At 70.6% G+C, this 25386-nt stretch carries 23 protein-coding genes; 14 read left to right on the forward strand and 9 right to left on the reverse strand.

The window, feature by feature from the left end:
• Positions 1-84 precede the first annotated feature (84 nt).
• On the forward strand, positions 85-1185 hold the full coding sequence (locus O1G22_RS31625) for a calcium:cation antiporter (RefSeq protein ID WP_270084432.1): 1101 nt from the start codon (positions 85-87) through the stop codon (positions 1183-1185).
• On the opposite strand, the gene O1G22_RS31630 is transcribed toward O1G22_RS31625, so the two are convergent.
• Positions 1175-2446 carry an MFS transporter gene (locus O1G22_RS31630; RefSeq protein WP_270084433.1) on the reverse strand — a complete coding sequence of 424 codons (1272 nt, stop codon included), beginning with the start codon at positions 2444-2446 and terminating at the stop codon, positions 1175-1177. The genes O1G22_RS31625 and O1G22_RS31630 overlap by 11 nt on opposite strands.
• A gap of 209 nt (positions 2447-2655) precedes the next feature.
• Between O1G22_RS31630 and aroQ the strand changes: the two genes are divergently transcribed.
• On the forward strand, positions 2656-3129 hold the full coding sequence (aroQ, locus tag O1G22_RS31635; protein WP_270084434.1) for a type II 3-dehydroquinate dehydratase: 474 nt from the start codon (positions 2656-2658) through the stop codon (positions 3127-3129).
• Here the strand turns inward: aroQ and O1G22_RS31640 are convergent, their stop codons facing one another.
• From O1G22_RS31640 to O1G22_RS31660, 5 genes are all read right to left on the reverse strand, one after another.
• Positions 3130-3882 (reverse strand): amino acid ABC transporter ATP-binding protein, encoded by a 753-nt coding sequence (locus O1G22_RS31640; protein WP_270084435.1) that lies wholly within the window; start codon positions 3880-3882, stop codon positions 3130-3132.
• A complete protein-coding gene (locus O1G22_RS31645) occupies positions 3879-4796 on the reverse strand; it encodes an amino acid ABC transporter permease (RefSeq protein WP_270084436.1) in 918 nt (305 codons plus the stop codon). Before O1G22_RS31645 ends, O1G22_RS31640 begins: the two co-directional genes overlap by 4 nt.
• Complete coding sequence (locus tag O1G22_RS31650; protein WP_270084437.1) at positions 4793-5677, reverse strand: ABC transporter substrate-binding protein; 885 nt, start codon at positions 5675-5677, stop codon at positions 4793-4795. Before O1G22_RS31650 ends, O1G22_RS31645 begins: the two co-directional genes overlap by 4 nt.
• A gap of 347 nt (positions 5678-6024) precedes the next feature.
• Positions 6025-6681 (reverse strand): MBL fold metallo-hydrolase, encoded by a 657-nt coding sequence (locus O1G22_RS31655; RefSeq protein WP_270084438.1) that lies wholly within the window; start codon positions 6679-6681, stop codon positions 6025-6027.
• A gap of 45 nt (positions 6682-6726) precedes the next feature.
• Positions 6727-7410 (reverse strand): maleylpyruvate isomerase family mycothiol-dependent enzyme, encoded by a 684-nt coding sequence (locus O1G22_RS31660; RefSeq protein ID WP_270084439.1) that lies wholly within the window; start codon positions 7408-7410, stop codon positions 6727-6729.
• A gap of 224 nt (positions 7411-7634) precedes the next feature.
• On the opposite strand from O1G22_RS31660, the gene uvrA reads away from it, so the two are divergent.
• Positions 7635-10661, forward strand: coding sequence for an excinuclease ABC subunit UvrA (gene uvrA / locus O1G22_RS31665; RefSeq protein WP_270084440.1), 3027 nt, complete (start codon positions 7635-7637; stop codon positions 10659-10661).
• A 170-nt stretch (positions 10662-10831) separates the two neighbouring features.
• On the opposite strand, the gene O1G22_RS31670 is transcribed toward uvrA, so the two are convergent.
• Positions 10832-11743 (reverse strand): carbohydrate kinase family protein, encoded by a 912-nt coding sequence (locus O1G22_RS31670; protein ID WP_270084441.1) that lies wholly within the window; start codon positions 11741-11743, stop codon positions 10832-10834.
• On the reverse strand, positions 11740-12870 hold the full coding sequence (locus O1G22_RS31675) for a LacI family DNA-binding transcriptional regulator (protein WP_270084442.1): 1131 nt from the start codon (positions 12868-12870) through the stop codon (positions 11740-11742). Before O1G22_RS31675 ends, O1G22_RS31670 begins: the two co-directional genes overlap by 4 nt.
• Before the next feature lie 391 nt (positions 12871-13261).
• Between O1G22_RS31675 and O1G22_RS31680 the strand changes: the two genes are divergently transcribed.
• Positions 13262-13687, forward strand: coding sequence for a QcrA and Rieske domain-containing protein (locus O1G22_RS31680; RefSeq protein WP_270084443.1), 426 nt, complete (start codon positions 13262-13264; stop codon positions 13685-13687).
• Between the two features lie 64 nt (positions 13688-13751).
• Here O1G22_RS31680 and O1G22_RS31685 read toward each other — a convergent pair whose 3' ends face one another.
• Positions 13752-14699, reverse strand: coding sequence for a hypothetical protein (locus tag O1G22_RS31685; RefSeq protein ID WP_270084444.1), 948 nt, complete (start codon positions 14697-14699; stop codon positions 13752-13754).
• Positions 14700-14949: 250 nt separating this feature from the next.
• Between O1G22_RS31685 and O1G22_RS31690 the strand changes: the two genes are divergently transcribed.
• The 10 genes from O1G22_RS31690 (at position 14950) to secG (ending at position 25205) form a co-directional block, all read left to right on the forward strand.
• Positions 14950-15177, forward strand: a complete 228-nt coding sequence (locus O1G22_RS31690; protein ID WP_270084445.1) for a hypothetical protein — start codon at positions 14950-14952, stop codon at positions 15175-15177.
• 67 nt (positions 15178-15244) lie between these two features.
• Positions 15245-17332, forward strand: coding sequence for an excinuclease ABC subunit UvrC (uvrC, locus tag O1G22_RS31695; protein WP_270084446.1), 2088 nt, complete (start codon positions 15245-15247; stop codon positions 17330-17332).
• Complete coding sequence (gene rapZ / locus O1G22_RS31700; protein ID WP_270084447.1) at positions 17329-18348, forward strand: RNase adapter RapZ; 1020 nt, start codon at positions 17329-17331, stop codon at positions 18346-18348. Before uvrC ends, rapZ begins: the two co-directional genes overlap by 4 nt.
• Complete coding sequence (locus O1G22_RS31705; protein ID WP_225096508.1) at positions 18345-19412, forward strand: gluconeogenesis factor YvcK family protein; 1068 nt, start codon at positions 18345-18347, stop codon at positions 19410-19412. Before rapZ ends, O1G22_RS31705 begins: the two co-directional genes overlap by 4 nt.
• Positions 19403-20392 (forward strand): DNA-binding protein WhiA, encoded by a 990-nt coding sequence (gene whiA / locus O1G22_RS31710; RefSeq protein ID WP_225096507.1) that lies wholly within the window; start codon positions 19403-19405, stop codon positions 20390-20392. The genes O1G22_RS31705 and whiA overlap by 10 nt, the downstream gene beginning before the upstream one ends.
• 551 nt (positions 20393-20943) lie before the next feature.
• A complete protein-coding gene (locus O1G22_RS44945; RefSeq protein ID WP_428986421.1) occupies positions 20944-21177 on the forward strand; it encodes a hypothetical protein in 234 nt (77 codons plus the stop codon).
• A gap of 546 nt (positions 21178-21723) precedes the next feature.
• Positions 21724-22731 carry a type I glyceraldehyde-3-phosphate dehydrogenase gene (gene gap, locus O1G22_RS31720; RefSeq protein ID WP_270084448.1) on the forward strand — a complete coding sequence of 336 codons (1008 nt, stop codon included), beginning with the start codon at positions 21724-21726 and terminating at the stop codon, positions 22729-22731.
• 134 nt (positions 22732-22865) lie between these two features.
• Positions 22866-24077 carry a phosphoglycerate kinase gene (locus tag O1G22_RS31725; RefSeq protein ID WP_270084449.1) on the forward strand — a complete coding sequence of 404 codons (1212 nt, stop codon included), beginning with the start codon at positions 22866-22868 and terminating at the stop codon, positions 24075-24077.
• Between the two features lie 6 nt (positions 24078-24083).
• Positions 24084-24860, forward strand: coding sequence for a triose-phosphate isomerase (tpiA, locus tag O1G22_RS31730; RefSeq protein ID WP_270084450.1), 777 nt, complete (start codon positions 24084-24086; stop codon positions 24858-24860).
• A 114-nt stretch (positions 24861-24974) separates the two neighbouring features.
• The gene (gene secG, locus O1G22_RS31735) at positions 24975-25205 is read left to right on the forward strand and encodes a preprotein translocase subunit SecG (protein WP_225096816.1); all 231 of its coding nucleotides are present in this window, start codon (positions 24975-24977) and stop codon (positions 25203-25205) included.
• Positions 25206-25386: the final 181 nt, after the last annotated feature.

The raw sequence follows: 25386 nt of genomic DNA on the forward strand, positions 1-25386 counted from the left end.
GGCGGTATGGGTGGAACAGAAAGGACGCAAGGTATCCGAAAAGAGCAGAATGCGAATCCCGTAGGTCTCTGCGACGATCGCCGCATGATCACTGGGCTCCGGCCGCTCATCCGGCAATGGACGACACTCGTGCCGGTGCTCGCGGTCGTCCTCCTGGTCTTCACCTGGGGCCGTGACCTGCCGAGCGCGGTCGTGGGCCTGGTCACCGTCGTGCTCGCCGGTTCCGTCCTCGCGGCCGTGCACCACGCCGAAGTGGTCGCCCATCGTGTCGGCGAGCCCTTCGGCTCCCTCGTTCTGGCCATCGCCGTCACGGTCATCGAGGTGGCCCTGATCGTGACACTGATGGCCGACGGCGGCGACAAGAGCTCCACCCTGGCGCGGGACACCGTCTTCGCCGCCGTGATGATCACCTGCAACGGCATCGTCGGGCTCTGCCTGCTCGTCGCCTCCCTGCGGCACGGCACCGCGGTCTTCAACCCCGAGGGCACCGGCGCCGCCCTGTCGACCGTGGCGACGCTGGCCACGCTCAGCCTGGTGCTGCCCACCTTCACCACGAGCAAGCCTGGACCCGAGTTCTCCCCGGTGCAGCTGACGTTCGCCGCGCTGTCCTCACTGATCCTTTACGGCCTGTTCGTGGCCACACAGACCATGCGCCACCGCGACTACTTCCTGCCGATCACCCGGCAGGGCGAGGTCATCACCGCCGACACCCACGCCCAGCCGCCGTCCGCGCGAGCCGCCCGGTTCAGCCTCGGCCTGCTCGGCCTGGCCCTGATCGGTGTGGTGGGTCTGGCCAAGGGCGTGTCGCCCACCATCGAGTCGGGCGTGGAGGCGGCCGGTCTGCCGCAGGCGGTCGTCGGTGTGATCATCGCCCTGCTGGTGCTGCTGCCCGAGACGATCGCCGCGCTGCGCTCCGCCCGCCGCGACCGGGTCCAGACCAGTCTCAACCTGGCGCTCGGCTCCGCCATGGCCAGCATCGGCCTGACCATCCCCGCTGTCGCCCTGGCCTCCGTCTGGCTGTCCGGTCCGCTCGTCCTCGGCCTCGGGTCGACCCACATGCTGCTGCTCGCGCTGACCGTGGTGGTCAGCTCCCTGACCGTGGTGCCGGGCCGGGCCACCCCGCTGCAGGGCGGCGTCCATCTGGTTGTCTTCGCGGCCTACCTGGAGCTGGCGATCAACCCGTGACGGGCTCCACCACCGGTACGGGCACCGGGCGGGTCTCGGGCAGCAGGGCGAAGCACACGAGGCTGAGCAGCGCAACACCCGTGAGATAGACGCCCACGCTCCAGGGGACCCGCCCGCTGTGCTCCGCGAGCGCCGTGGCCACGATCGGGGTGAGGGCGCCGCCCAGGACACCGCCGAGGTTGTAGCCGACAGCGGCGCCCGTGCAGCGCACTCGTGCCTCGTACAGCTCCGGCAGATAGGCGGCGATCACCGCGAACATGGTGATGAAGGAGACCAGGGCGCCCAGGATGCCGAGGAACATCAGCAGCGGCTGGCCGGTGGCCAGCAGCGCGACCATCGGGAGCATCCACAGACCGCAGGCCGCGCACCCGGTCAGGCACATCGGCCGGCGCCCGTAGCGGTCACCGAGCAGCGCCATGAACGGCGTGAGGGCCGCCTTCACCACCACCGCGGCCATGACACAGGTCAGCATCACCGTCCGGCTCACCCCGAGCCGCTCCGTCGCGTACGCCAGCGACCAGGTCGTCACGGCGTAGAAGATCGCGTACCCGGCGGCCAGCGCCCCGGCCGTCAGCAGCACCAGCCGCCCGTGATGCCGTACGACCTCGACGAACGGCACGCGCGCGTGGTCGTCGATCTCCAGGAACCGGGGGCTCTCGGCGAGCGACGAGCGCAGCCACAGCCCGCCCAGCGCCAGCGCGCCGGCCGCCCAGAACGGCACCCGCCATCCCCAGCGCGCGAACTCCGCGTCGGACAGCGTCGCCGACAGCGCCAGCATCACCCCGTTGGCGAGCACGAACCCGATCGCGGGCCCCACTTGCGGAAAGCTCGACCACAGGGCGCGTCGGCCGGGCGGCGCGTGCTCGGCGGTCAGCAGCACCGCCCCGCCCCACTCTCCGCCGAGCCCCAGACCCTGCAGAAAGCGCAGAAGGAGCAGCAGGACCGGCGCGGCGACGCCGATCGACCCGTACGACGGCACGCAGCCGACCGCGACCGTCGAGGCGCCCGTGAGCAGCAGCGACAGAACCAGCACCGGCCGCCGTCCGCGCCGGTCGCCGAGGTGGCCGAACAGCACCGAGCCCAGCGGCCGCGCCACGAACCCCACCCCGAACGTCCCGAACGCCGCCAGCGTCCCCGCGAGCGGCGAGAACGTCGGGAAGAACAGCCGCCCCAGGATCAGGGCCGCCGCCGTCCCGTAGACGAAGAAGTCGTAGAACTCGATCGCGGTCCCCGCCAGCGAGGCCGCGGCGAGCCGGGGCATCGAGGGTGTGCTTACGGTGCGTACAGGCTCCATGTCGCGTCAACTACCCATCGTGATCAAGGGTTACGGGGAGCGCATGGAGTGATCAAGCCACCGGAGTGTGCGCCCACGCGACGGAGCGCACGCCTCGCCGTCCGCTCCGGCCACCGTGATAGACCGGGTGCGAGCGGCGGTCGTCGACGCACCGCCCCGAACGGACCGGAGGAACCGTGCCCCGCACCCTGGCCAACGCCCCGATCATGATCCTCAACGGGCCCAACCTGAACCTGCTCGGCCAGCGCCAGCCCGAGATCTACGGCAAGGACACGCTGGCCGATGTGGAGGCGCTGTGCGCCAAGGCGGCGGCCGCGCACGGCGGCACGGTGGACTTCCGGCAGTCCAACCATGAGGGCGAACTGGTCGACTGGATCCACGAGGCGCGCCTGAGCCACTGCGGGATCGTCATCAACCCCGGTGCCTACTCGCACACCTCGGTCGCGATTCTGGACGCGCTCAACACCTGCGACGGCATGCCCGTGCTGGAGGTGCACATCTCCAACATCCACCAGCGCGAGTCGTTCCGGCACCACTCCTACGTCTCGCTGCGCGCCGACGGCGTGATCGCCGGATGCGGAGTGCAGGGATACGTGTTCGGCGTCGAGCGTGTGGCCGCCCTGGCCGGCGCGGTCCAGGCCGAAGCGTAGCTACAGCCGGCCCGCCTCCACGATCCGCCGCAGGAAGCGCCGGGTGCGCTCCTGCTGCGGATCGCCGAAGACCTGTTCGGCGGTGCCGCGCTCCAGGACCACGCCGCCGTCCAGAAAACAGACCTGGTCGGCGACGTCCCGCGCGAAGCCCATCTCGTGCGTCGCCAGCACCATGGTCATGCCGTCGTCCTTGAGGCCGCGGACCACCTCCAGCACCTCCCCGACGAGTTCCGGGTCGAGCGCCGCCGTGATCTCGTCCAGCAGCAACAGCCGGGGCCGCACCGCGAGAGCCCGTACGATCGCCACACGCTGCTGCTGACCGCCGCTGAGCCGGTCCGGATAGGCATTCGCCTTGTCACCCAGTCCGAGGCGCTCCAGCAGCCCCCTGGCGCTTTCCTCGGCCTCCTCGCGGAAGACGCCGTGCACCCGTCGCGGCGCCAGCGTGACGTTGTCCAGCACGGTCATGTGCGGGAAGAGGTTGTACGCCTGGAAGACGACGCCGATCCGGCGCCGCACCGCGTCCTGGTCGGTGCGGGGATCGGTGATCTCCTCGCCGTCCAGCCAGATCGCGCCGTCGTCGATCTCCTCCAGCAGGTTGGCGCAGCGCAGCAGCGTCGACTTGCCCGAACCGGAGGCGCCGATCAGCGCGGTCACCGTGTGCGGGGCGACCTCCAGGTCGACATCGCGCAGGACGACGGAGCCGGCGAAGGTCTTGCGGACGGACTCCATGCGCAGCACGGGCGCGTCGCTCATAGGGATCCTCCCTGCGCCCGCTGCCGGTCCATCCGGGCCGTCACCCAGTCCGTGAAGCGGGTCATCGGAATGGTCAGCGCCACGAACACCAGCCCGGCGACGATGTACGGCGTGTAGTTCAGACTGCGGCCCACGATGATGTCGGCCGCGCGTACGGCGTCCACCGCGCCGCCGATCGACACCAGACCGGTGTCCTTCTGCAGCGACACCAGGTCGTTGAGCAGCGGCGGCACCTGACGGCGCACCGCCTGCGGCAGCACCACGTAGCGCAGCGCCTGCCGGTTGGTCAGGCCCAGCGAGCGGGCCGCGGCCCGCTGCGAGGGGTGGACGGACTCGATGCCGGCGCGGAACACCTCGGCCACGTACGCCGAGTACGTCAGCGTCAGCGCCGTCCCGCCGAGCAGCACCGGATCGACCGTCACGCCCTGCAGGCGCAGCGCCGGCACGCCCAGGACCACGATCATCAGGTTGATGATCAGCGGAAGCCCGCGGAAGAAGTCCGTGTACGCCGCCGCGAGCACACGCAGCGGGAAGAACACCGGGCCGCGCAGGGTGCGCGCGATGGCGATCAGCATGCCGAGGACCAGGACGGCGGCGCCGCAGATCACCAGCAGGCGGACGTTCAGCCACAGCCCTTCGAGGACCTTCGGCAGCGCCTCGCGCGCGTACTGCGCGCTGAAGAACGTCTCCTTGGTGCGCGGCCAGCCCGGCGCGTCGACCACGACCAGATAGAGCACGGCGGCCGTGACGAGCGTCGAGAGCGCCGCGACGGCCGTGGCGCGGCGGGCACGCGCGCGTTTGTAGCGCTCGCGCTCCAGCCGCCGCGCGGAGGGCGCATAGCCGTCACCGGCGCCGGTCATGTCTCCCTTGTCGTCGGCCCCCTCCCGGGCCGAATCGCCCTTGGTGACCGTCACTTGAGCACCGGGGCGCCGACGGCGTCCGAGAGCCACTGCTTCTCCAGCCCGGCCAGCGTGCCGTCCTTGCGCAGGGCGTCCACGGCGCCGCTCACGCACGACGTCAGCGCGCTGCCCTTGTCCAGCACCAGCCCGAACTGCTCGGGCGTGCCGCCCTGGTTCTCGAACTGGCCGACGATCTTCGCGTCCGTCACCTCGGCCGCGGTGATGTAGAACGCGGTCGGCAGGTCGGTGACGATGGCGTCCACCTGACCGTTCTTCAGCGCGGACTTGGCCTGGTCGTTCTTGCCGTACACGGCGGGGTCCTGCGACGGCTTCACCACATCGGTGATGTAGTTGAGGCTCGTGGTGCCCACCTGGGCGCCCAGCTTCAGCTTCTTGAGGTCGGCGATGCTCCGCGCGTTCGCCGCCTTGCTGCCCTTCAGCGCGATCACGGCCTGGCGCACGTCGTAGTAGCCGGAGGAGAAGTCCACGGCCTTCTTGCGCTCGTCGCTGATCGACACCTGGTTGATGTCGAAGTCGAAGGTCTTCACACCGGGCGCGAACGCCTTGTTGAACGGCACGCTCTGCCACACGACCGCGTTCTTGCCGTATCCCAGCTGCTGGGCGACCGCATAGGCGACCGCCGACTCGAAGCCCTTGCCGTTGGCGGGCTTGTCGTCCTTGAACCAGGGCTCGTACGCCGGTTCGTCCGTCGCGATCGTGAGCTTCCCGGACGTTTTGGTGGCCAACTTGCCCGGGGCGCAGCTCTTTGCGGCCGAGCCGGACGGAGCGGCCGAGGCCTTCTCGTCGGGCTGCGGAGCACAGCCGACGGCGGTGGCGAGCAGGGCTACGGTGGCGGCGGTCATCGCGCGGCGCAGGGTGCGCGGGGCAGGGTACATGGCGGGAGATTGGCAGCGGAGCCCTTGTTTGTCCAGGTCACAGCGGTAACTGTCCGCATGGTGGGAACGGGTGTTGCGGCTGTGTGAACATCCCTCGTGCACCTTGCCACGCGTCGGCCGCCGGCCTGGGCCGCCGGTCGAGGGCGGGGTGGGAGGACCGGCGGCCCCTCCGCACAGGAGCCGTCATCCCGTGCGGGGCTGCCACCAGTTGACTGCGCGACGCCCAAGTCCGGGAGCGCGCACGGGAGTCGGGTGCGTGTGAAGCGTTCACACGGGGCGCGCACAAGCGAGGAAGCGCCGGGCGCACGCGCGAGACGTACGCCCGGCGCGCGTGATCCGAGCCGCCCTCACCACCCGCGCGCGTGCCACTCCGGCAGCTGCGGGCGCTCCGCGCCCAGCGTGGTGTCGTTGCCGTGCCCGGGATAGACCCAGGTCTCGTCGGGCAGCACGTCGAAGATCTTCGTCTCCACGTCGTGGATCAGGCTGGCGAACGCCGCCGGATCGCGGTGCGTGTTGCCGACGCCGCCCGGGAAGAGGCAGTCGCCGGTGAAGACGTGCGGGTGGCCGTGCGGGTCGTCGTAGACGAGCGCGATCGAACCCGGGGTGTGCCCCACCAGATGCCGCGCGATGAGCTCCACGTTGCCCACCCTGATGACGTCGCCGTCGTCCACGAGCACGTCGGTGGGCACCGGGATACCGGAGGCGTCCTCGCGGCCCGCGTACGTACGCGCGCCCGTGGCCGCGACGACCTCCGCGAGCGCTTGCCAGTGATCACCGTGCTGATGGGTGGTGACGACGGACGCGATGCCGTCGTCACCGATCATGTTGAGCAGCGTCCTCGGCTCGCTCGCGGCATCGATCAGGAGCTGCTCGTCGGTGGCGCGGCAGCGCAGCAGATAGGCGTTGTTGTCCATCGAGCCGACCGCGATCTTCGTGATCATCAGGTCCTTGAGCTCGTGCACCTGCGCCGCTCCACCGACCTTGACCTCTCCGGTGTACGTCATGGTCATCAGCCTATAGCGGGACAGGTCCTGCGGACCGCCGACGGCTTACAGCGGAGGCAGCTTCGGCAGCGCGCCCTTCACGGTCAGGCCGGAGCCGTCGCGCCGCCCGGCGAGCCAGCCCAGGAGGTCGGCGGGCGTCCCCTCGGCGGCGACCGCCTCACCCTGCGCGCCACCGCCCGTGGTCCAGTTCCGGCCATGGGCGGACAGGCCGGTCGAGGGCACCTCCGCGTGCCCGGCGAAGCGCCGCGCCAGGAAGTCGATCTCCCGCTCGGTGAACTCCGCCGGAAGATCCTCCAGCTCGTACCCGATCCCGAGGTCCACGTGGTGCAGCTCCACCTCGGCCCACCGGCGGAACGGAACCCGGGACGCGGAGTCGGTGACCCCGTTGCGCAGCTCGACGGTGCGCGACCAGTCCGCCGGCGCGTCGCCCGCAGCCTGGAAGCGGGCCGCGCTTTCCCGCAGGTCGGCGAGCTGGGCGTCGAGGGGGCGCGGGGCGTCGCGTTCGATGTCGGCGTCGCGCACCTCGGCGCTCGCGTACATGGGTCGGCCTTCAAGAACGTTCACGAGTGCGTCGGCGTTGCGGGCGAGGTGGGCGAGAACGTGCCCGCGACTCCAGCCCGGAAGCCGTGACGGCTCGGCGAGCGAGGCGTTGTCCAGTTCGGCGACCGCGTCGAGGAGTCGTCCGGTCGCTTCACGTACACATGCCAGGTCATGAGCGTGATCAGTCATGGGCCTGACCCTAGCCCCGCCACACCTTTGGGTGAAGGTGGTGAAGCTCGTCCGCAAATCGAAAGCACGTGCTATATCGTCGATGGTGGCGTCGGGCATGCTGGATGGCCGGGGGTTGTTATGCAACCGGGCAATCCGACCGACGTTGTCAGTGGCTCCCCCTAGTCTGAAGAAGCACGGGGGCCCCGCCCCTGTCACTTCTCTCAAGAAAGGTGCGGACCGGCGTGGCCGACCGTCTCATCGTCCGTGGCGCGCGCGAGCACAACCTCAAGAATGTCTCGCTCGACCTGCCTCGTGACTCGCTCATCGTCTTCACGGGCCTGTCCGGGTCGGGCAAGTCCTCCCTGGCCTTCGACACGATCTTCGCGGAGGGCCAGCGTCGCTACGTGGAGTCCCTCTCCTCGTACGCCCGGCAGTTCCTCGGCCAGATGGACAAGCCGGACGTCGACTTCATCGAGGGTCTGTCCCCGGCGGTCTCCATCGACCAGAAGTCGACCTCGCGCAACCCGCGGTCGACGGTCGGCACCATCACCGAGGTCTACGACTACCTGCGACTGCTCTTCGCGCGCATCGGCAAGCCGCACTGCCCCGAGTGCAGCCGCCCGATCTCGCGCCAGTCGCCGCAGGCCATCGTGGACAAGGTCCTGGAGCTGCCGGAGGGGAGCCGCTTCCAGGTGCTCTCGCCGCTCGTGCGCGAGCGCAAGGGCGAGTTCGTCGATCTCTTCGCCGACCTCCAGACCAAGGGCTACTCCCGCGCGCGCGTCGACGGCGAGACGATCCAGCTCTCCGACCCGCCGACGCTGAAGAAGCAGGAGAAGCACACCATCGAGGTGGTCGTCGACCGCCTCACGGTCAAGGACTCCGCCAAGCGCCGCCTCACCGACTCCGTGGAGACCGCGCTCGGCCTGTCCGGCGGCATGATCGTGCTCGACTTCGTCGACCTCCCCGAGGACGACCCCGAGCGCGAGCGCATGTACTCGGAGCACCTGTACTGCCCGTACGACGACCTGTCCTTCGAGGAGCTGGAGCCCCGCTCCTTCTCCTTCAACTCGCCCTTCGGCGCCTGCCCCGAGTGCACCGGCATCGGCACGCGCATGGAGGTCGACCCCGAGCTGATCGTCCCGGACCCGGACAAGACGCTGGACGAGGGCGCCATCCACCCCTGGTCGCACGGGCACACCAAGGACTACTTCGGCCGGCTGATCGGCGCCCTCGCCGACGCGCTCGGCTTCCGCACGGACATCCCCTTCGCGGGCCTGCCCCAGCGCGCCAAGAAGGCCCTGCTCTACGGCCACAAGACCCAGATCGAGGTGCGCTACCGCAACCGCTACGGCCGCGAGCGCGTGTACACCACGCCCTTCGAGGGCGCGGTGCCCTTCGTCAAGCGCCGGCACAGCGAGTCCGAGAGCGACGCCAGCCGCGAGCGCTTCGAGGGCTACATGCGCGAGGTGCCCTGCCCCACCTGCGAGGGCACGCGTCTGAAGCCGATCGTCCTCGCGGTCACGATCATGGACAAGTCGATCGCCGAGGTCTCCGCGATGTCGATCAGCGACTGCGCGGACTTCCTGGGCGAGCTGAAGCTGAACGCCCGCGACAAGAAGATCGCGGAGCGGGTGCTGAAGGAGGTCAACGAGCGGCTGCGCTTCCTGGTCGACGTCGGCCTGGACTACCTCTCGCTCAACCGCGCGGCGGGCACCCTCTCCGGCGGCGAGGCCCAGCGCATCCGCCTGGCCACCCAGATCGGCTCCGGCCTCGTCGGCGTGCTGTACGTCCTCGACGAGCCCTCCATCGGCCTGCACCAGCGGGACAACCACCGGCTGATCGAGACCTTGGTCCGGCTGCGCGACATGGGCAACACACTCATCGTCGTGGAGCACGACGAGGACACCATCAAGGTCGCCGACTGGGTCGTGGACATCGGCCCCGGCGCCGGCGAGCACGGCGGCAAGGTCGTGCACAGCGGCTCCCTGAAGGAACTGCTCGCGAACACCGAGTCCCAGACGGGCGCGTACCTCTCGGGCCGCAAGTCGATCCCGCTGCCCGACATCCGCCGTCCCCACGACCCGTCCCGCCGGCTCACGGTGCACGGCGCCCGGGAGAACAACCTTCAGGACATCGACGTGTCCTTCCCGTTGGGCGTGTTCACGGCCGTCACGGGCGTCTCCGGCTCCGGCAAGTCGACGCTGGTCAACGACATCCTGTACACGCACCTGGCACGCGAGCTGAACGGCGCGAGGAACGTCCCCGGACGGCACACGCGCGTGGACGGCGACGACTTGGTCGACAAGGTCGTGCACGTCGACCAGTCGCCCATCGGCCGCACCCCGCGGTCCAACCCGGCCACGTACACCGGAGTCTTCGACCACATCCGCAAGTTGTTCGCCGAGACCACCGAGGCGAAGGTCCGCGGCTACCAGCCCGGCCGCTTCTCGTTCAACGTCAAGGGCGGCCGCTGCGAGAACTGCGCGGGCGACGGCACGATCAAGATCGAGATGAACTTCCTCCCGGACGTCTACGTCCCGTGCGAGGTCTGCCACGGCGCCCGGTACAACCGGGAGACCCTGGAGGTCCACTACAAGGGCAAGTCCATCGCCGACGTGCTGAACATGCCGATCGAGGAGGCCACCGACTTCTTCGAGGCGGTCCCGGCCATCTCCCGGCACCTGCGGACGCTGAAGGACGTCGGCCTCGGCTACGTCCGCCTCGGCCAGTCCGCCACCACCCTCTCCGGTGGTGAGGCACAGCGGGTGAAGCTCGCCAGCGAGCTGCAGAAGCGGTCCACCGGACGGACGGTCTACGTCCTGGACGAGCCGACCACCGGTCTGCACTTCGAGGACATCAGCAAGCTGCTGACGGTCCTCGGTGGCCTCGTCGACAAGGGCAACACGGTCATCGTCATCGAGCACAACCTCGACGTGATCAAGACCGCCGACTGGGTCGTGGACATGGGCCCCGAAGGCGGCGCCGGCGGTGGCCTCGTGGTCGCAGAAGGCACGCCCGAGGAGGTCGCCGGGGTCCCGGCCAGCCACACCGGCAAGTTCCTGCGCGAGATCCTCGGCGCCGACCGCATCAGCGACGCGCAGTCGGTGAAGGCGCCGCGCACCACCACCGCCAGGAAGACGGCCGCGGCAAAGTCGACGGCGAAGAAGACGGTGACGGCCAAGGCCAACAACACGGCCACCAAGAAGGCCGCCGCGGTCACGACGAAGGCCACCCCGGCGAAGAAGACGACCCGGACCCGCAAGGCCTGACACCACATCGAAAAGATCTGCCGCGACATCAAGAAATCGGCGCCCCGTGGGAACTCCCCACGGGGCGCCGTTCGTTCATCCATCAGCCAGCCCGGCTCCGCGGTGCGACAGACCTACGCACACCGCAGGTCCGGCCGCACCTTGTCAACAGCACAGGGAAGACAGACGGTTCACCACTCACCCAGCTCGGCCGCGTACGGCGGCTCGGCCCCCGCCCGCGAGCAGGTGATCGCCGCCGCCCTGGCCGCGAAGCGCAGCAGCCGCCTCCAGCCCTCCGTCCCGAGGGTGGCCAGCGCTTCCGCGGACAGCGCGTCCTGGGCGTGCAGCCCGTGCAGCAAGGCCGCGTTCACCGTGTCACCGGCGCCGATGGTGTCCACCACGGCGACCTGCTCACCCGGCACGGAGTACTCCCCGCCGTCCCGCGTGAACACCGTCAGACCGTCTCCGCCCCGGGTCACCACGACCGCCGACGGCCCGGAGGCCAGCCACTCGCGCGGAGTGCCGCCGAGCCACTCCGCGTCCTCCGCGGAGAGCTTCAGCAGCGTCACCGAGGGCAGCCAGCTCTTGAAACGCGCCCGGTAGGCGTCCGCGTCCGGAATCAGTCCCGCCCGGATGTTGGGGTCGAGCGCGGTGAACAGCCCCTGCCCGGCCGCCGCGTGCATCAGCTCCTCATAGGCGCTCGCCCCCGGTTCCAGGACGAGCGAGCAGGTGCCGAAGGACACCGCGCGCGTGCCGGCGGGCAGCACGGCGGGCGCGGTGAACAGCCGGTCGGCCGTGCCGTCGACGTAGAAGGAGTAGGCGGCGGAGCCGCCGGCGTCGAGCGTGGCCACCGCCAGGGTCGTGGGCTCCGGCCCGCGCTGGACACCCGACACCTCGACGCCTGCCCGCCGCAGCCCGTCGAGCAGGGCCTCACCGAAGGCGTCGCGCGAGGTCCGCGAGCAGAACGCGGTGGGGGAGCCGAGCCGGCCCAGGGCGACGGCGGTGTTGTACGGGCCACCGCCGAGCGCCGGCTTGAGGTCCGCGAGGGCGCCGGGGCCCTGCGGTACCAGGTCGATCAGTGCCTCACCGGCGACGACGATCACGAGACGGTTCCCTTCTCGGACAGCGTGGATGGGTCGGTGTGCTCGGTTCTCCCGGCCCCGACCGGCTCTTCCGGGCAGCCGCAGGACGTGCGGTGCACGAACGCACACGACAGCCGCAGCGTCCGGGTCGGCCTGCCAGGCTCGCCCAGCCGGTCCAGCAGCACCCGCACGGCCTGGGCGCCCAGCTCCCTGCTGGGCTGGGCGATGGCCGTGAGCCGGGGCGAGAACAGGTCCGCCCAGGCGAAGTCGTCGAAGCAGCACAGGGCGATGTCGTCGGGGACGGACAGTCCGTGCCGGCGCAGAGTGCGCAGCGCGCCGATGGTCATCGCGTTGTTGGCGGTGACCAGGGCCGTGGGCGGATCGGGCAGCGCGAGCAGGGCCGCCGTGACCCGCTCGGCACCGGCGGACTCGGAGTCGCCGGACACAAGAAGCTGTTCGTCGTGCGCCAGACCGGCGGCGGTGAGGCCGTCCAGATAGCCGGCGACGCGTTCTTCGGTGGTGCTCAGCCCGGGCAGGCCCGCGACCATCCCGATCCGCCGGTGTCCCATTCCGGCGAGATGGGTGACGAGGCGGGCGGTCGGTCCAGCGCCGTCCGCGCAGACCTGGTCGCACCACGGCACGTCCTGGCCGGGCGCGGTGCCCTCCTCGCCACCGGCCGGGACGGCGCCCAGTACCTGGGTGTCGATCATCCGGTCCAGGAACACGGTGGGGACGGTGTGGCGGCGGAGGTAGCCGACGAGGGCGTGCGGACGCGCGGAGGGGGCGACGATCATGCCGTCCACCCGGCGCTCATGGAGGAGCTGAGCGACCTTGCGTTCATGTCCGGGGTCGTCGTGCGGGTCGGCGATGAGCAGGCTGTATCCCGCGTCCAGGGCGGCGGCCTCGACGCCCTGCAGGATCTCCGTGAAGTAGGGATTGCTGATCGCCGACACTGCGAGCCCGATGGAGCGGGTGCGGGAGGTCACCAGGGAGCGGGCCAGGGTGTTGGGCGTGTAGCCCAGGGTGTCGATGGCGTCCAGCACGGCCTGGCGGGTGTGGGGCAGCACCGGGCGCGTGTCGTTGAGGACGTGGGAGACGGTCGCCACGGAGACACCGGCACGGCGAGCGACGTCCGCCATGGTGGCCATCGCGTTCCCCTCTCTGAACCGTCAAGGCTGGCATTACCGGCCCCTGCTGGGGCTCCGGCCCGGAACGTATCCCATCGAGCACCTCCGCGTAAACGCTTGCGCAAGCGTTTACGTCCTCCGCCCGGACAGCTTCCGGCCCATCGCCCGGGCCCGCACCGCACCGCACTTTCGCCCCCAGCGCGCACGTGACGCCTCGCACCATCGCGCTCTCCACCACCGCGCCCCGCCACAGCACCCCTGCCCCCGCGCCCTCCGCGCTCCTCATCGCTCACACGCCCGCCTCCCCGCCCCTCCCCGCCCCTGTCCGTCCAGCTCCCCGCCCCCGCCGCAGGACCGGCCCTTCTGCCCGGGTATGGTCGCCCTGCACAGCCCTTGACCACTGGAGTTCCAGATGCCCGCCCGACCGTCCGCGAGCCGTCGTACCGTCCTTCGTGGGGCCGCCGTGGCCCCGGTCGCCGGGCTGGGCCTGGCCGCGTGCTCAGGGCCGGGCGGTGCCTCGGCCTCGGCCACCCCGACCGCGCCGGTCGATCTCGGTGCCGAGAGCGAGATCGCGGAGGGCGGCGCCAAGCTGTACCGGGATCACAACGTGGTCGTCAGCCGTGACAAGAGCGGTGCCCTGAAGGCGTACAGCACCATCTGCACGCACGCGGGGTGCGCCATCAACAAGCTGCAGGGGACGACCCTGATCTGCCCCTGCCACGGCAGCCAGTTCGACGCCACGTCGGGCAAGGTGGTCCAGCAGCCGGCCACCGAGCCCCTCGCCGAGCTGCCGGTGAAGGCGGCGGGCGGCAGGATCATCGCCGGGCCGGGCGCCTGACCGAAGGCCGACGCGGCCCCTGCAGGCCCCGCCTGCCGTCAACCGGCCTGCGGCGCGAGGGGCTTCACTCCCAGGCCCAGGCGATGCCGACGATGCCCGGCCGGATGCGGGGCTCGACCACGTGGACGCAGTGGTGGGGTCCGGTGAGCGGCAGTTCCTGGCGGCCGCTGCGAGGGGCCGCCGTCGAGGGCTGGGTGAAGCGGTGGCAGTGTGCCGGGAGCGCGGCCGGGTCGAAGCGGACCTGGAGCGCGTACTGGCCGCCGGGCGCGCAGAAGCGGTGCAGATGCTCGCGGGAGGGCCCGGCCGTGCCGTCCTCGATGCCGTACCGGAAGAGGAAGGTCTCGCCGGAGCGCAGCCGGTTGCCGAAGAGCAGCTCGGCGACCAGTACGCCGGTGTCCTGGTCCCAGCGGATGCGTCCTGTGCGGCAGTTCTCCAGGGCCCGCACCCTGATGTCCTGCGGCCGGCAGCCGGGGTCGCCGTGGTGCACGGCGAGGAACCGGTCGACGCCGTCACGGTGGGCCCGCACGATGTGGTGAGCCTCGCGGCCCGCCAGCTCGCGCCGGGCGCCGATCCGGACGTGTTCGTGATGGCCGAGGGTGTGCAGTCCGTCGTCGCAGGGCCTGCCGAGATCGGCCCGGAGCCGGTTCAGGACGTCGGATGCCTCGATGAGGGCGCGGTAGGAACGGGTCCCCGGGTGGCCGGCGGCCGTGCGTTCGTGGGCGTCGGTGAGCAGCCGGATCAGTGACTCGTCCGGCAGCTGGAGGATCTCCTCCAGTGCTCGTACAGCCCGCAGCGACTCGGGGCGTTGGGGGCGGCGGGCGCCCTGCTGCCAGTAACTCAGGCTGGTCACCCCGACCTTGACCCCGTGCCGGGACAGATGGTGCTGGACGCGCTGGAGCGGCAGTCCGCGAGCGGCGATCGCGGCGCGCAGCGCCACGTGGAAGGGGCCGCCCCGCAGGGCCGTGTCCAGTTCCGCGGTGGGGACGTCCGCGTGCTCGGTGGCATGCCGCATGCCGAGGCGCCTTTCTGTGAGGTGTCGCTACGGCTGGTCAGACCGTCTGCGCTGGTGTGCGGGGTCACCCTCGTGGGCGCTGTGGACGCCCGTGGCTGCACAAGCCGCGTCCCGTTGTGCGGACGTGCTCGGCCCCGAGTTCCCCCGCATTGAAGCGTGTTGACCAGACCCCGACAACACCCCGAACCCGCCATGACCCCACCCGGCCGGGGCATGGCGCGCCGCCGGAACCGTCGCACGCGCTCTGGTGATGCTGCTCGACGGGGACGACGACCCGGGCGGGCGCGCGATCACCGCCGGAGCCGGAGCCGGAGCCGGAGCCGGGGGCGTGAGCGGGGGCTTCCGGCTCGCGAACGGGCAGTGCGACACGTACCCCGACGAGGACACCGTGCTGCTCGGCGCGGCGCTCCGGATCGTCCAGCAGGTGATCGACAACGGTGTGCCGTCGGCCGATACGGGGTGGTGCGGGGACGGGTGAGCGGCGCGGGGCGGGCGTTGTCCACAGGCCCGACGCGGTGTCGGTGCTCGCCAGTAGGGTGTGAGACATGGCCGACCCCTCCAGCTACCGCCCCAGGCCGGGTGAGATCCCGGACTCTCCGGGGGTGTACAGGTTCCGTGACGAGCACCGCCGGGTGATCTACGTCGGAAAGGCGAAAAGCCTGCGCCACCGCCTGGCGAACTACTTCCAGGACCTGGCGAACCTGCACCCGCGCACCCGGACGATGGTGACCACCGCCGCGTCCGTGGAGTGGACCGTGGTGTCCACGGAGGTCGAGGCGCTCCAGCTGGAGTACTCCTGGATCAAGGAGTACGACCCCCGGTTCAACGTCAAGTACCGCGACGACAAGAGCTACCCGTACCTCGCGGTGACGATGAACGAGGAGTTCCCGCGCGTGCAGGTGATGCGCGGTCACAAGAAGAAGGGCGTGCGGTACTTCGGGCCGTACGCGCACGCCTGGGCCATCCGGGACACCGTCGACCTGCTCCTGCGCGTCTTCCCGGTGCGCACCTGCTCGGCCGGCGTGTTCAAGAACGCCGCCCGCACCGGCCGGCCCTGCCTGCTCGGCTACATCGGCAAGTGCTCGGCCCCCTGCGTCGGCCGGATCAGCCCCGAGGACCACCAGGACCTGGCCGAGGAGTTCTGCGACTTCATGGCCGGACGCACCGGCACCTACCTGCGCCGGCTGGAAAAGCAGATGATGGCGGCGGCTGAGGAGATGGAGTACGAGCGAGCCGCCCGGCTGCGCGACGACATCGAGGCCCTGAAGAAGGCCATGGAGAAGAACGCGGTCGTGCTCGCCGACGCGACCGACGCCGACCTCATCGCCGTCGCCGAGGACGAGCTGGAGGCGGCCGTCCAGATCTTCCACGTGCGCGGTGGCCGGGTGCGCGGCCAGCGCGGCTGGGTGACCGACAAGGTCGAGGACGTCACCACCGGCGCACTGGTCGAGCACGCCCTGCAGCAGCTGTACGGCGAGGAGACCGGGGACGCCGTGCCGAAGGAGGTGCTGGTCCCGGCCCTGCCCGAGCCGGTCGAGCCGGTCCAGGAGTGGCTGACCGGCCGCCGTGGGGCGAACGTATCGCTGCGCATCCCGCAGCGCGGCGACAAGAAGGCGCTCATGGAGACCGTGCAGCGCAACGCCCAGCAGGCCCTCGCCCTGCACAAGACCAAACGCGCCTCCGACCTGACCACGCGCTCGCGTGCCCTGGAGGAGATCGCCGAGGCCCTCGACCTGGACAGCGCCCCGCTCCGGATCGAGTGCTACGACATCTCACATCTCCAGGGGGACGACGTGGTCGCCTCCATGGTCGTCTTCGAGGACGGCCTGCAGCGCAAGAGTGAGTACCGCCGCTTCCAGATCAAGAGCTTCGCCGGGCAGGACGACGTCCGCTCCATGCACGAGGTGATCAGCCGCCGCTTCCGGCGCTACCTCGCCGAGAAGGAGCGGACGGGGGAGTGGGCCGACGGCGAGGAGGCCATGGCCGGTGGCGAGTCCGTGCTGACCGGCACGGACGAGATCACGAACTCCCTCAAGGACGACGACGGCCGCCCCAGGAAGTTCGCCTACCCGCCGCAGCTCGTCGTGGTCGACGGCGGCCAGCCGCAGGTCGCGGCGGCCCGGCGCGCCCTGGACGAGCTGGGCATCGACGACATCGCCGTGTGCGGCCTCGCCAAGCGCCTGGAGGAGGTCTGGGTGCCCGGCGAGGACGACCCGGTGGTCCTGCCGCGCACCAGCGAGGGCCTCTATCTGCTCCAGCGCGTGCGGGACGAGGCCCACCGCTTCGCGATCACCTACCAGCGCACCAAACGGGCCAAACGCTTCCGCGCCGGCCCCCTGGACGACGTCCCCGGCCTGGGCGAGACCCGCAAACAGGCGCTCATCAAGCATTTCGGCTCGGTGAAGAAGCTCCGGGCCGCCACAATCGAACAGATCCAGGAGGTGCCCGGGATAGGCCGGAAGACGGCCGAGACCATCGCCGCGGCCCTCGCCCAGGCGGCCCCGGCCGCACCCGCCGTGAACACGGCGACCGGAGAGATCATTGAAGACGAGGAACCCGACACGACGGGCGGTTCCTCGGGGGAGCCCGTATCCGCGGGTCTCCCGGACGAACGACGGGGGCAGGAGACATGACCGAGCACGACGCACAGCCCACGACAGAGCGAGATACGGCGCCCGAGGAAGGGGGCCAGGACCGGCCCCAGGCGGCGGCCGGCGATCAGCACGCGGTCCAGGAAAACGGAGCACAGGTGAGTACGGACGTCACGGCGGCCGCGGCCCCCGAAGCGGCCATCCCCGAACTGGTGATCATCTCCGGCATGTCCGGAGCGGGCCGGTCGACGGCGGCGAAGTGTCTGGAGGACCTCGGCTGGTTCGTCGTGGACAACCTCCCGCCCGCCCTCATCCCCACCATGGTGGAGCTGGGCGCCCGCTCGCAGGGCAACGTGGCGCGGATCGCCGTCGTCGTGGACGTGCGCGGCCGGCGCTTCTTCGACAACCTGCGCGAGTCCCTCGCCGACCTGGACACCCGGGGCGTCACCCGACGGATCGTCTTCCTGGAGTCCTCCGACGAGGCCCTGGTGCGCCGCTTCGAGTCGGTGCGCCGCCCGCACCCGCTCCAGGGCGACGGCCGCATCGTGGACGGCATCGCCGCCGAGCGTGAGCTGCTGCGCGAGCTGCGCGGGGACGCCGACCTGGTGATCGACACCTCCAGCCTCAACGTGCACGAGCTGCGCGCCAAGATGGACGCCCAGTTCGCCGGCGAGGAGGAGCCCGAGCTGCGGGCCACCGTCATGTCGTTCGGCTTCAAGTACGGCCTGCCGGTCGACGCCGACCTGGTCGCGGACATGCGGTTCCTGCCCAACCCGCACTGGGTCCCGGAGCTGCGCCCGTACTCCGGGCTCAACGAGGAAGTCGCCGCCTACGTCTTCAACCAGCCCGGCGCGAAGGAGTTCCTCGACCGCTACGCCGAGCTGCTGCGCCTGATCGCGGCCGGCTACCGGCGCGAGGGCAAGCGGTATGTGACCATCGCCATCGGCTGTACCGGCGGTAAGCACCGCTCGGTGGCGATGTCGGAGAAGCTCGCCGCGCGTCTCGCGGCCGAGGGCGTGGAGACGGTGGTCGTACACCGGGACATGGGACGGGAATGACGGAACGTACACCGCGGCTGAGCAGGCTGCGCCGGATGGTGCCCGAGTCGCGCGCCGGCCGCCCGGCCGAGCCCCGCGGCGGCCGGCCCCGCCGCCGGGGAGCCCAGCCCAAGGTCGTCGCGCTCGGGGGCGGCATGGGCCTGTCCGCCTCGCTCGCCGCGCTGCGCCGGATCACCGGCGACCTCACCGCCGTCGTCACCGTGGCCGACGACGGCGGTTCCAGCGGCCGGCTCCGGGACGAGCTGGGCGTGCTGCCGCCCGGCGACCTGCGCAAGGCGCTGGCCGCGCTGTGCGGCGACGACGACTGGGGCCAGACCTGGGCCCGGGTCATCCAGCACCGCTTCCAGTCCCAGGGTGACCTGCACGAGCACGCGGTCGGCAACCTGCTGATCGTCGCCCTGTGGGAGCAGCTCGGCGACCATGTGCAGGCCCTGGACCTGGTCGGCAAGCTGCTCGGCGCGCACGGCCGAGTGCTGCCCATGTCCGCCGTACCGCTGGAGCTGCAGGCCCTGGTCAAGGGGCACGACCCGGAGCGCCCGGACGACGTGGACACGGTGCGCGGACAGGCGACGGTCGCGCTCACGCCGGGCGAGGTGCAGTCGGTGCACCTGGTGCCGAACGACCCGCCGGCCGTCCCGGAGGCCGTCGCCGCGGTACTGGACGCGGACTGGGTGGTGCTCGGCCCCGGTTCCTGGTTCTCCTCGGTGATCCCGCACCTGCTCGTCCCCGAGCTGCTGGACGCGCTCACCGAGACCAAGGCACGCAAGGTGCTGTCCTTGAACCTCGCCCCGCAGCCCGGAGAAACAGAGGGCTTCTCACCGCAGCGTCATTTGGAGGTTTTGGGGCGACACGCCCCTAAACTCGCCCTGGACGTGGTGCTGGCCGACGAGGCCGCCGTGCCCGACCGCGACTCGCTCACCGAGGCCGCCGAGCGGCTGGGAGCCGCGGTCGAGCTGGCGCCGGTGGCCCGGACCGACGGCACTCCCCGGCACGACCCGGAGCTGTTGGCCGCCGCGTACGACCGTATTTTTCGGATGCATGGAAGGATCGGCCCATGGCGATGACGGCAGCGGTGAAGGACGAGATCTCCCGGCTCCCCGTCACCCGGACCTGCTGCAGGAAGGCGGAGGTCTCCGCCATTCTGCGGTTCGCCGGCGGCCTTCACCTGGTGAGCGGGCGCATCGTGATCGAGGCGGAGCTGGACACCGCGATGGCGGCCCGTCGCCTCAAGCGGGACATCCTGGAGATCTTCGGCCACAGCTCCGAGCTGATCGTGATGGCACCCGGCGGGCTGCGTCGCGGCTCGCGGTACGTCGTCCGGGTCGTGGCGGGCGGTGACCAGCTGGCCCGCCAGACGGGTCTGGTCGACGGCCGGGGCCGCCCGATCCGCGGGCTGCCCCCGCAGGTGGTCTCCGGGGCCACCTGCGACGCGGAGGCGGCCTGGCGCGGGGCCTTCCTGGCGCACGGCTCGCTGACCGAGCCCGGCCGCTCCTCCTCCCTGGAGGTGACCTGCCCGGGTCCGGAGGCCGCGCTCGCGCTGGTCGGCGCCGCCCGCCGGCTGTCGATCGCCGCGAAGGCCCGTGAGGTGCGGGGCGTGGACCGGGTGGTCGTCCGCGACGGCGACGCGATCGGCGCGCTGCTGACCCGGCTCGGGGCGCACGAGTCGGTGCTGGCCTGGGAGGAGCGCCGGATGCGCCGCGAGGTGCGGGCCACGGCCAACCGGCTCGCCAACTTCGACGACGCCAACCTGCGCCGTTCGGCCCGCGCCGCCGTGGCCGCCGGTGCCCGGGTGCAGCGGGCGCTGGAGATCCTCGGCGAGGAGGTGCCCGAGCACCTCGCGGCCGCGGGGCGCCTGCGCATGGAGCACAAGCAGGCCTCGCTGGAGGAGCTGGGCGCGCTCGCCGACCCGCCGCTGACCAAGGACGCGGTGGCGGGCCGGATCCGCCGCCTGCTGGCGATGGCCGACAAGCGCGCCACCGACCTGGGCATCCCGGGCACGGAGGCCAACCTCACCGAGGAGCTGGCGGACAACCTGGCCGGCTGACCGACCCCGTGTGAACAGGCCAGTGCGGAGGCCCGGTTGAGGCTTCGGCGCCGGCTTCTTCACGCCTGCCCAGGCTCCGGTGGCGAGTCCATGAGGCGCACGTGCGTGTGCGAGGCCGCGTGAGCCCGATCGTGTGATGGCCTGCATCAGAAGCTTGCGGGGCTTCGACTGGGCCGGGACAGCATCGCTGAGCGATCTGGCACGTTGGGTTCGGCGCCGGCGAGCGGGGCCCGTGTTTCACCGGCGAGATGGGTCAGGGCCTCTCCGCCGCCTCCGGCCGCGCCCACGTGGTCAGGTCGTGAGGGACTCCGCCCGCCCGGCTCGGACCACGGCCGCGATCCGCGTCGCCGCCCGGGATGCGAAAGCGGATGACCGGTGCGCCCAAGACCGTTCGGGGCGCGCCGGTCCACGGTACCTGCGCGCACCGCCACCGCCTCTACTGCCTCGGCAGTCGGACGCGTACGACGCAGCGCAGCCGGCGGTGTCCGTAGCGCACGTTCCGTCACTCCGGTGACGGAGCGGTTGACCCACTCCTACCTGGGCGCCCACGGATGTACGACGACGCCGAGAGCCCCGACCGTAAGCGGTGGGCCGCCGCCGCGCACACCGGCCACGCCTACCAGCGGCTCACCCGCACCGTCGACCTCACCGGGGTCGACGCGGCCGACGAGCCGGCCCTGAGCGCCGGGCTGATGTGGGGCACCGAGCCCGGCGACGACGTCGCGCTCATGACCGGCGGCACGGCGAAGCAGAGCGAGGGCTTCGAGACCTTCCTGGGCGCCTGACACGGGCCCGGACCGCCCCCGGGCAGCCCGGCCGCACTGAAGGACTGGAGGGGCACCGGGGCGCTGTACCGGACCTATGCGGCGGTCGCCGCGGACGACGCCGTGCTGCTCGGTTTTTGGTCCGGAGCAGGTGCCGTCGGCGGCCGACCGGACGGCCCTGCTGCGGACGGCGTTCGCCGCGCCGGGCGCGTGAGGGGCGCCACGTTGACAGATCCTGCTCGCCTTGTTCCAACAGGTGAGCGGGAGGCCTCTCAACAGTGCGCGAAACGGACCCCGTCGAGCCCTGATCAAGTGAGCCGACGCGCTCACGAACGAGTGAACGGAGCGTAAAAACCGCCGGGCATTCCCTACCGAATATGGGTGAATCAACTGCCGATCCGAGGCGGTCCGTACCTCTACTGGCGGGTACGGACCGCCTGCCCGTGTATGGGCCATCTCGATGTCACCCCGGGGCCCTCAGCGGGGTAGGGTCGGTGGTGGTCGGGGACATCCCAAACAGAGCTCGCCGGCACCGCATGGCCGGCGTACCAACGAGGAGATCGGTTCGTGACGATCCGCGTAGGCATCAACGGCTTCGGCCGCATCGGGCGTAACTACTTCCGCGCGCTGCTGGAGCAGGGTGCTGACATCGAGGTTGTGGCTGTCAACGACCTGGGTGACACGGCGACCACCGCGCACCTGCTCAAGTACGACACGATCCTGGGTCGCCTCAAGGCTGAGGTCTCCCACACCGCCGACACCATCACCGTCGACGGTCACACCATCAAGGTGCTCTCCGAGCGCAACCCGGCCGACATCCCCTGGGGCGAGCTGGGCGTCGACATCGTCATCGAGTCGACCGGCATCTTCACCAACAAGGCGGACGCCGAGAAGCACCTCGCCGGCGGCGCCAAGAAGGTCCTCATCTCGGCTCCGGCCAAGGACGAGGACATCACCATCGTGATGGGCGTCAACCAGGACAAGTACGACGCGGCGAACCACCACGTCATCTCCAACGCCTCCTGCACCACCAACTGTGTGGCCCCGATGGCGAAGGTCCTGGACGAGAACTTCGGCATCGTCAAGGGTCTGATGACCACGGTGCACGCGTACACCAACGACCAGCGCATCCTGGACTTCCCGCACAAGGACCTGCGCCGCGCCCGCGCCGCCGCCGAGAACATCATCCCGACCACCACCGGTGCCGCCAAGGCCACCGCCCTGGTCCTGCCGCAGCTCAAGGGCAAGCTGGACGGCATCGCCATGCGCGTCCCGGTCCCGACCGGCTCGGTCACCGACCTGGTCGTCGAGCTCGGCCGCGAGGTCACCAAGGAAGAGGTCAACGCCGCCTTCCAGAAGGCCGCCGAGGGCGAGCTGAAGGGTCTCCTCGACTACACCGAGGACCAGATCGTCTCCTCCGACATCGTCAACGCCCCGGCGTCCTGCACCTTCGACTCCTCCCTGACCATGGTCCAGGAGGGCAAGAACGTGAAGGTCATCGGCTGGTACGACAACGAGTGGGGCTACTCCAACCGCCTCGTGGACCTCACGGTCTTCGTCGGTGGCCAGCTCTGATCGTCGTAGCAAGGTCTTGAAGTGAGAGCAGGGCTCGGGCAGCGCACCGCCGCGCTGTCCGGGCCCTGTCCTGCGCCCGGACCACGTCCTTTTACGATCAGGTGCACCACGAGCCCTCCTCAGGAGTCCACTCAATGAAGACGATCGACGAACTTCTCGCCGACGGCGTGAGCGGTAAGCGGGTTTTCGTCCGCGCCGACCTCAACGTGCCGCTGGACGGCACCACCATCACCGACGACGGCCGTATCCGCGCCGTCCTGCCCACCGTCAAGGCCCTGGCGGACGCCGGCGCCAAGGTGGTCGTCGCCTCGCACCTGGGCCGCCCGAAGGGCGCCCCGGACCCCGCGTTCTCGCTGCTGCCCGCCGCCGAACGCCTCGGTGAACTGCTCGGCGCCCCGGTCGCCTTCGCCCAGGACACCGTCGGCCCCGCCGCCCACGACGCCGTCGACGGCCTCCAGCCCGGCCAGGTCGCGGTCATCGAGAACCTGCGCTTCAACGCCGGCGAGACGTCCAAGGACGACACCGAGCGCGGCGAGTTCGCCGACCGGCTCGCCGCCCTCGCCGACGTCTACGTCGGTGACGGATTCGGTGCCGTGCACCGCAAGCACGCCTCCGTCTTCGACCTGCCGAAGAGGCTGCCGCACTACGCCGGTCACCTCATCGCCACCGAGGTCGGCGTCCTGAAGAAGCTCACCGAGGACGTCCAGCGCCCCTACGTCGTCGCGCTCGGCGGTGCCAAGGTCTCCGACAAGCTCGCCGTCATCGACCAGCTGCTCGGCAAGGCCGACCGCCTGCTCATCGGCGGCGGCATGGCGTACACCTTCCTCAAGGCCAAGGGCTACGAGGTCGGCATCTCCCTGCTGCAGGAGGACCAGATCCCGGCTGTCACGGAGTACATGGAGCGCGCCGAGAAGAACGGCGTCGAGCTGGTGCTCCCCGTCGACGTCCTGGTCGCCCGGGAGTTCCCGGACCTGAAGACCAAGGCGCCGGCCGACTACACCGTGGTCGACGCGGACAAGATCCCCGCCGACCAGGAGGGCCTGGACATCGGCCCGAAGACCCGAGAGCTCTACGCCTCGAAGCTCACCGACGCCGCGACCGTCTTCTGGAACGGTCCCATGGGCGTCTTCGAACACCCCGACTACGCCGGAGGCACCCAGGCCGTGGCCCAGGCCCTCCTCGACTCGGACGGCTTCACCGTCGTCGGCGGCGGCGACTCGGCCGCGGCCGTGCGTACGCTCGGCTTCGACGAGAAGGCGTTCGGACACATCTCGACCGGTGGCGGCGCCTCCCTCGAATACCTTGAGGGCAAGACGCTCCCCGGCCTCGCCGCACTGGAGGACTGACCCCGCATGACCACTCGCACGCCGCTGATGGCGGGCAACTGGAAGATGAACCTCAACCACCTTGAGGCCATCGCACACGTCCAGAAGCTCGCCTTCGCCCTGTCCGACAAGGACTACGAGGCCGTCGAGGTCGCCGTCCTGCCGCCCTTCACCGACCTGCGCTCCGTGCAGACCGTGGTCGAGGGCGACAAGTACAAGATCAAGTACGGCGCCCAGGACATCTCGCAGCACGAGTCCGGCGCCTACACCGGGGAGATCTCCGGTGCCATGCTCGCCAAGCTGAAGTGCACGTTCGTGGCCATCGGCCACTCCGAGCGCCGTCAGTACCACCACGAGACCGACGAGCTCGTGAACGCCAAGGTCAAGGCCGCCTACAAGCACGGCATCACCCCGATCCTGTGCGTCGGCGAGGAGCTGGACGTCCGCGAGGCGGGCAACCACGTCGACCACACCCTCGCCCAGGTCGAGGGCGGTCTGAAGGACCTCCCGGCCGAGCAGGCCGAGACCGTCGTGATCGCCTACGAACCCGTGTGGGCCATCGGCACCGGCAAGGTCTGCGGCGCCGAGGACGCCCAGGAGGTCTGCGCCGCCATCCGCGCCAAGCTCGCCGAGCTGTACTCGCAGGACGTGGCGGACAAGATCCGCATCCAGTACGGCGGCTCCGTCAAGGCGGGCAACGTCGCCGAGATCATGGCGCAGGCCGACATCGACGGCGCCCTGGTCGGCGGTGCCTCGCTGGACGCCGACGAGTTCGTCAAGATCGTGCGCTTCCGCGATCAGTGACGCCCGCGGTGAGTAGGCGGTAGCGGCGATACGTCGTACTCTTGCGGGGGCACAGCCGAGGTGCTGTGCCCCCGTCGTCCATCCGAATCCGAGGAAGTTGGTCCAGCCGTGGTTTTGGGGTTCTCGATCGCCCTGATCGTCTTCAGCCTGCTGCTGATGCTGCTGGTGCTGATGCACAAGGGAAAGGGCGGCGGCCTCTCCGACATGTTCGGTGGCGGCATGCAGTCGTCCGTCGGCGGCTCCTCGGTCGCCGAGCGCAACCTCGACCGGATCACGATCGTGATCGGCCTGCTGTGGTTCGCGTGCATCATCGTCCTCGGCATCCTGATGAAGTCGAACGGCTGACGCTTCCGCACAGCGCACACATCACGCATATTCGGTACGTAAGGCCCCATGTTCGGTACGCGCTCCTGAGCGCGGCCTATCATGGGGCTTGCGTCTGGGTGTGGGGCTTGTAACTCCAATGACTGGACGCGCGTTGGGCCTTACGTAGACTGAGGCGCTCGCAGCGAAGCGAAACGCCGAC

It is taken from the genome of Streptomyces camelliae, from assembly GCF_027625935.1.
Taxonomy (GTDB): Bacteria; Actinomycetota; Actinomycetes; order Streptomycetales; family Streptomycetaceae; genus Streptomyces; species Streptomyces camelliae.

Excerpts from the sequence above, each read along its gene's own strand:
- O1G22_RS31625 (WP_270084432.1), top strand. The coding sequence starts at position 85 with ATGATCACTGGGCTCCGGCCGCTCATCCGGCAATGGACGACACTCGTG.
- O1G22_RS31630 (WP_270084433.1), bottom strand. The coding sequence starts at position 2,446 with ATGCCCCGGCTCGCCGCGGCCTCGCTGGCGGGGACCGCGATCGAGTTC.
- O1G22_RS31640 (WP_270084435.1), bottom strand. The coding sequence starts at position 3,882 with ATGAGCGACGCGCCCGTGCTGCGCATGGAGTCCGTCCGCAAGACCTTC.
- O1G22_RS31650 (WP_270084437.1), bottom strand. The coding sequence starts at position 5,677 with ATGTACCCTGCCCCGCGCACCCTGCGCCGCGCGATGACCGCCGCCACC.
- O1G22_RS31655 (WP_270084438.1), bottom strand. The coding sequence starts at position 6,681 with ATGACGTACACCGGAGAGGTCAAGGTCGGTGGAGCGGCGCAGGTGCAC.
- O1G22_RS31660 (WP_270084439.1), bottom strand. The coding sequence starts at position 7,410 with ATGACTGATCACGCTCATGACCTGGCATGTGTACGTGAAGCGACCGGA.
- O1G22_RS31675 (WP_270084442.1), bottom strand. The coding sequence starts at position 12,870 with ATGGCCACCATGGCGGACGTCGCTCGCCGTGCCGGTGTCTCCGTGGCG.
- O1G22_RS31680 (WP_270084443.1), top strand. The coding sequence starts at position 13,262 with ATGCCCGCCCGACCGTCCGCGAGCCGTCGTACCGTCCTTCGTGGGGCC.
- O1G22_RS31685 (WP_270084444.1), bottom strand. The coding sequence starts at position 14,699 with ATGCGGCATGCCACCGAGCACGCGGACGTCCCCACCGCGGAACTGGAC.
- O1G22_RS31690 (WP_270084445.1), top strand. The coding sequence starts at position 14,950 with ATGCTGCTCGACGGGGACGACGACCCGGGCGGGCGCGCGATCACCGCC.
- uvrC (WP_270084446.1), top strand. The coding sequence starts at position 15,245 with ATGGCCGACCCCTCCAGCTACCGCCCCAGGCCGGGTGAGATCCCGGAC.
- rapZ (WP_270084447.1), top strand. The coding sequence starts at position 17,329 with ATGACCGAGCACGACGCACAGCCCACGACAGAGCGAGATACGGCGCCC.
- O1G22_RS31705 (WP_225096508.1), top strand. The coding sequence starts at position 18,345 with ATGACGGAACGTACACCGCGGCTGAGCAGGCTGCGCCGGATGGTGCCC.
- whiA (WP_225096507.1), top strand. The coding sequence starts at position 19,403 with ATGGCGATGACGGCAGCGGTGAAGGACGAGATCTCCCGGCTCCCCGTC.
- O1G22_RS44945 (WP_428986421.1), top strand. The coding sequence starts at position 20,944 with ATGTACGACGACGCCGAGAGCCCCGACCGTAAGCGGTGGGCCGCCGCC.
- O1G22_RS31725 (WP_270084449.1), top strand. The coding sequence starts at position 22,866 with ATGAAGACGATCGACGAACTTCTCGCCGACGGCGTGAGCGGTAAGCGG.
- tpiA (WP_270084450.1), top strand. The coding sequence starts at position 24,084 with ATGACCACTCGCACGCCGCTGATGGCGGGCAACTGGAAGATGAACCTC.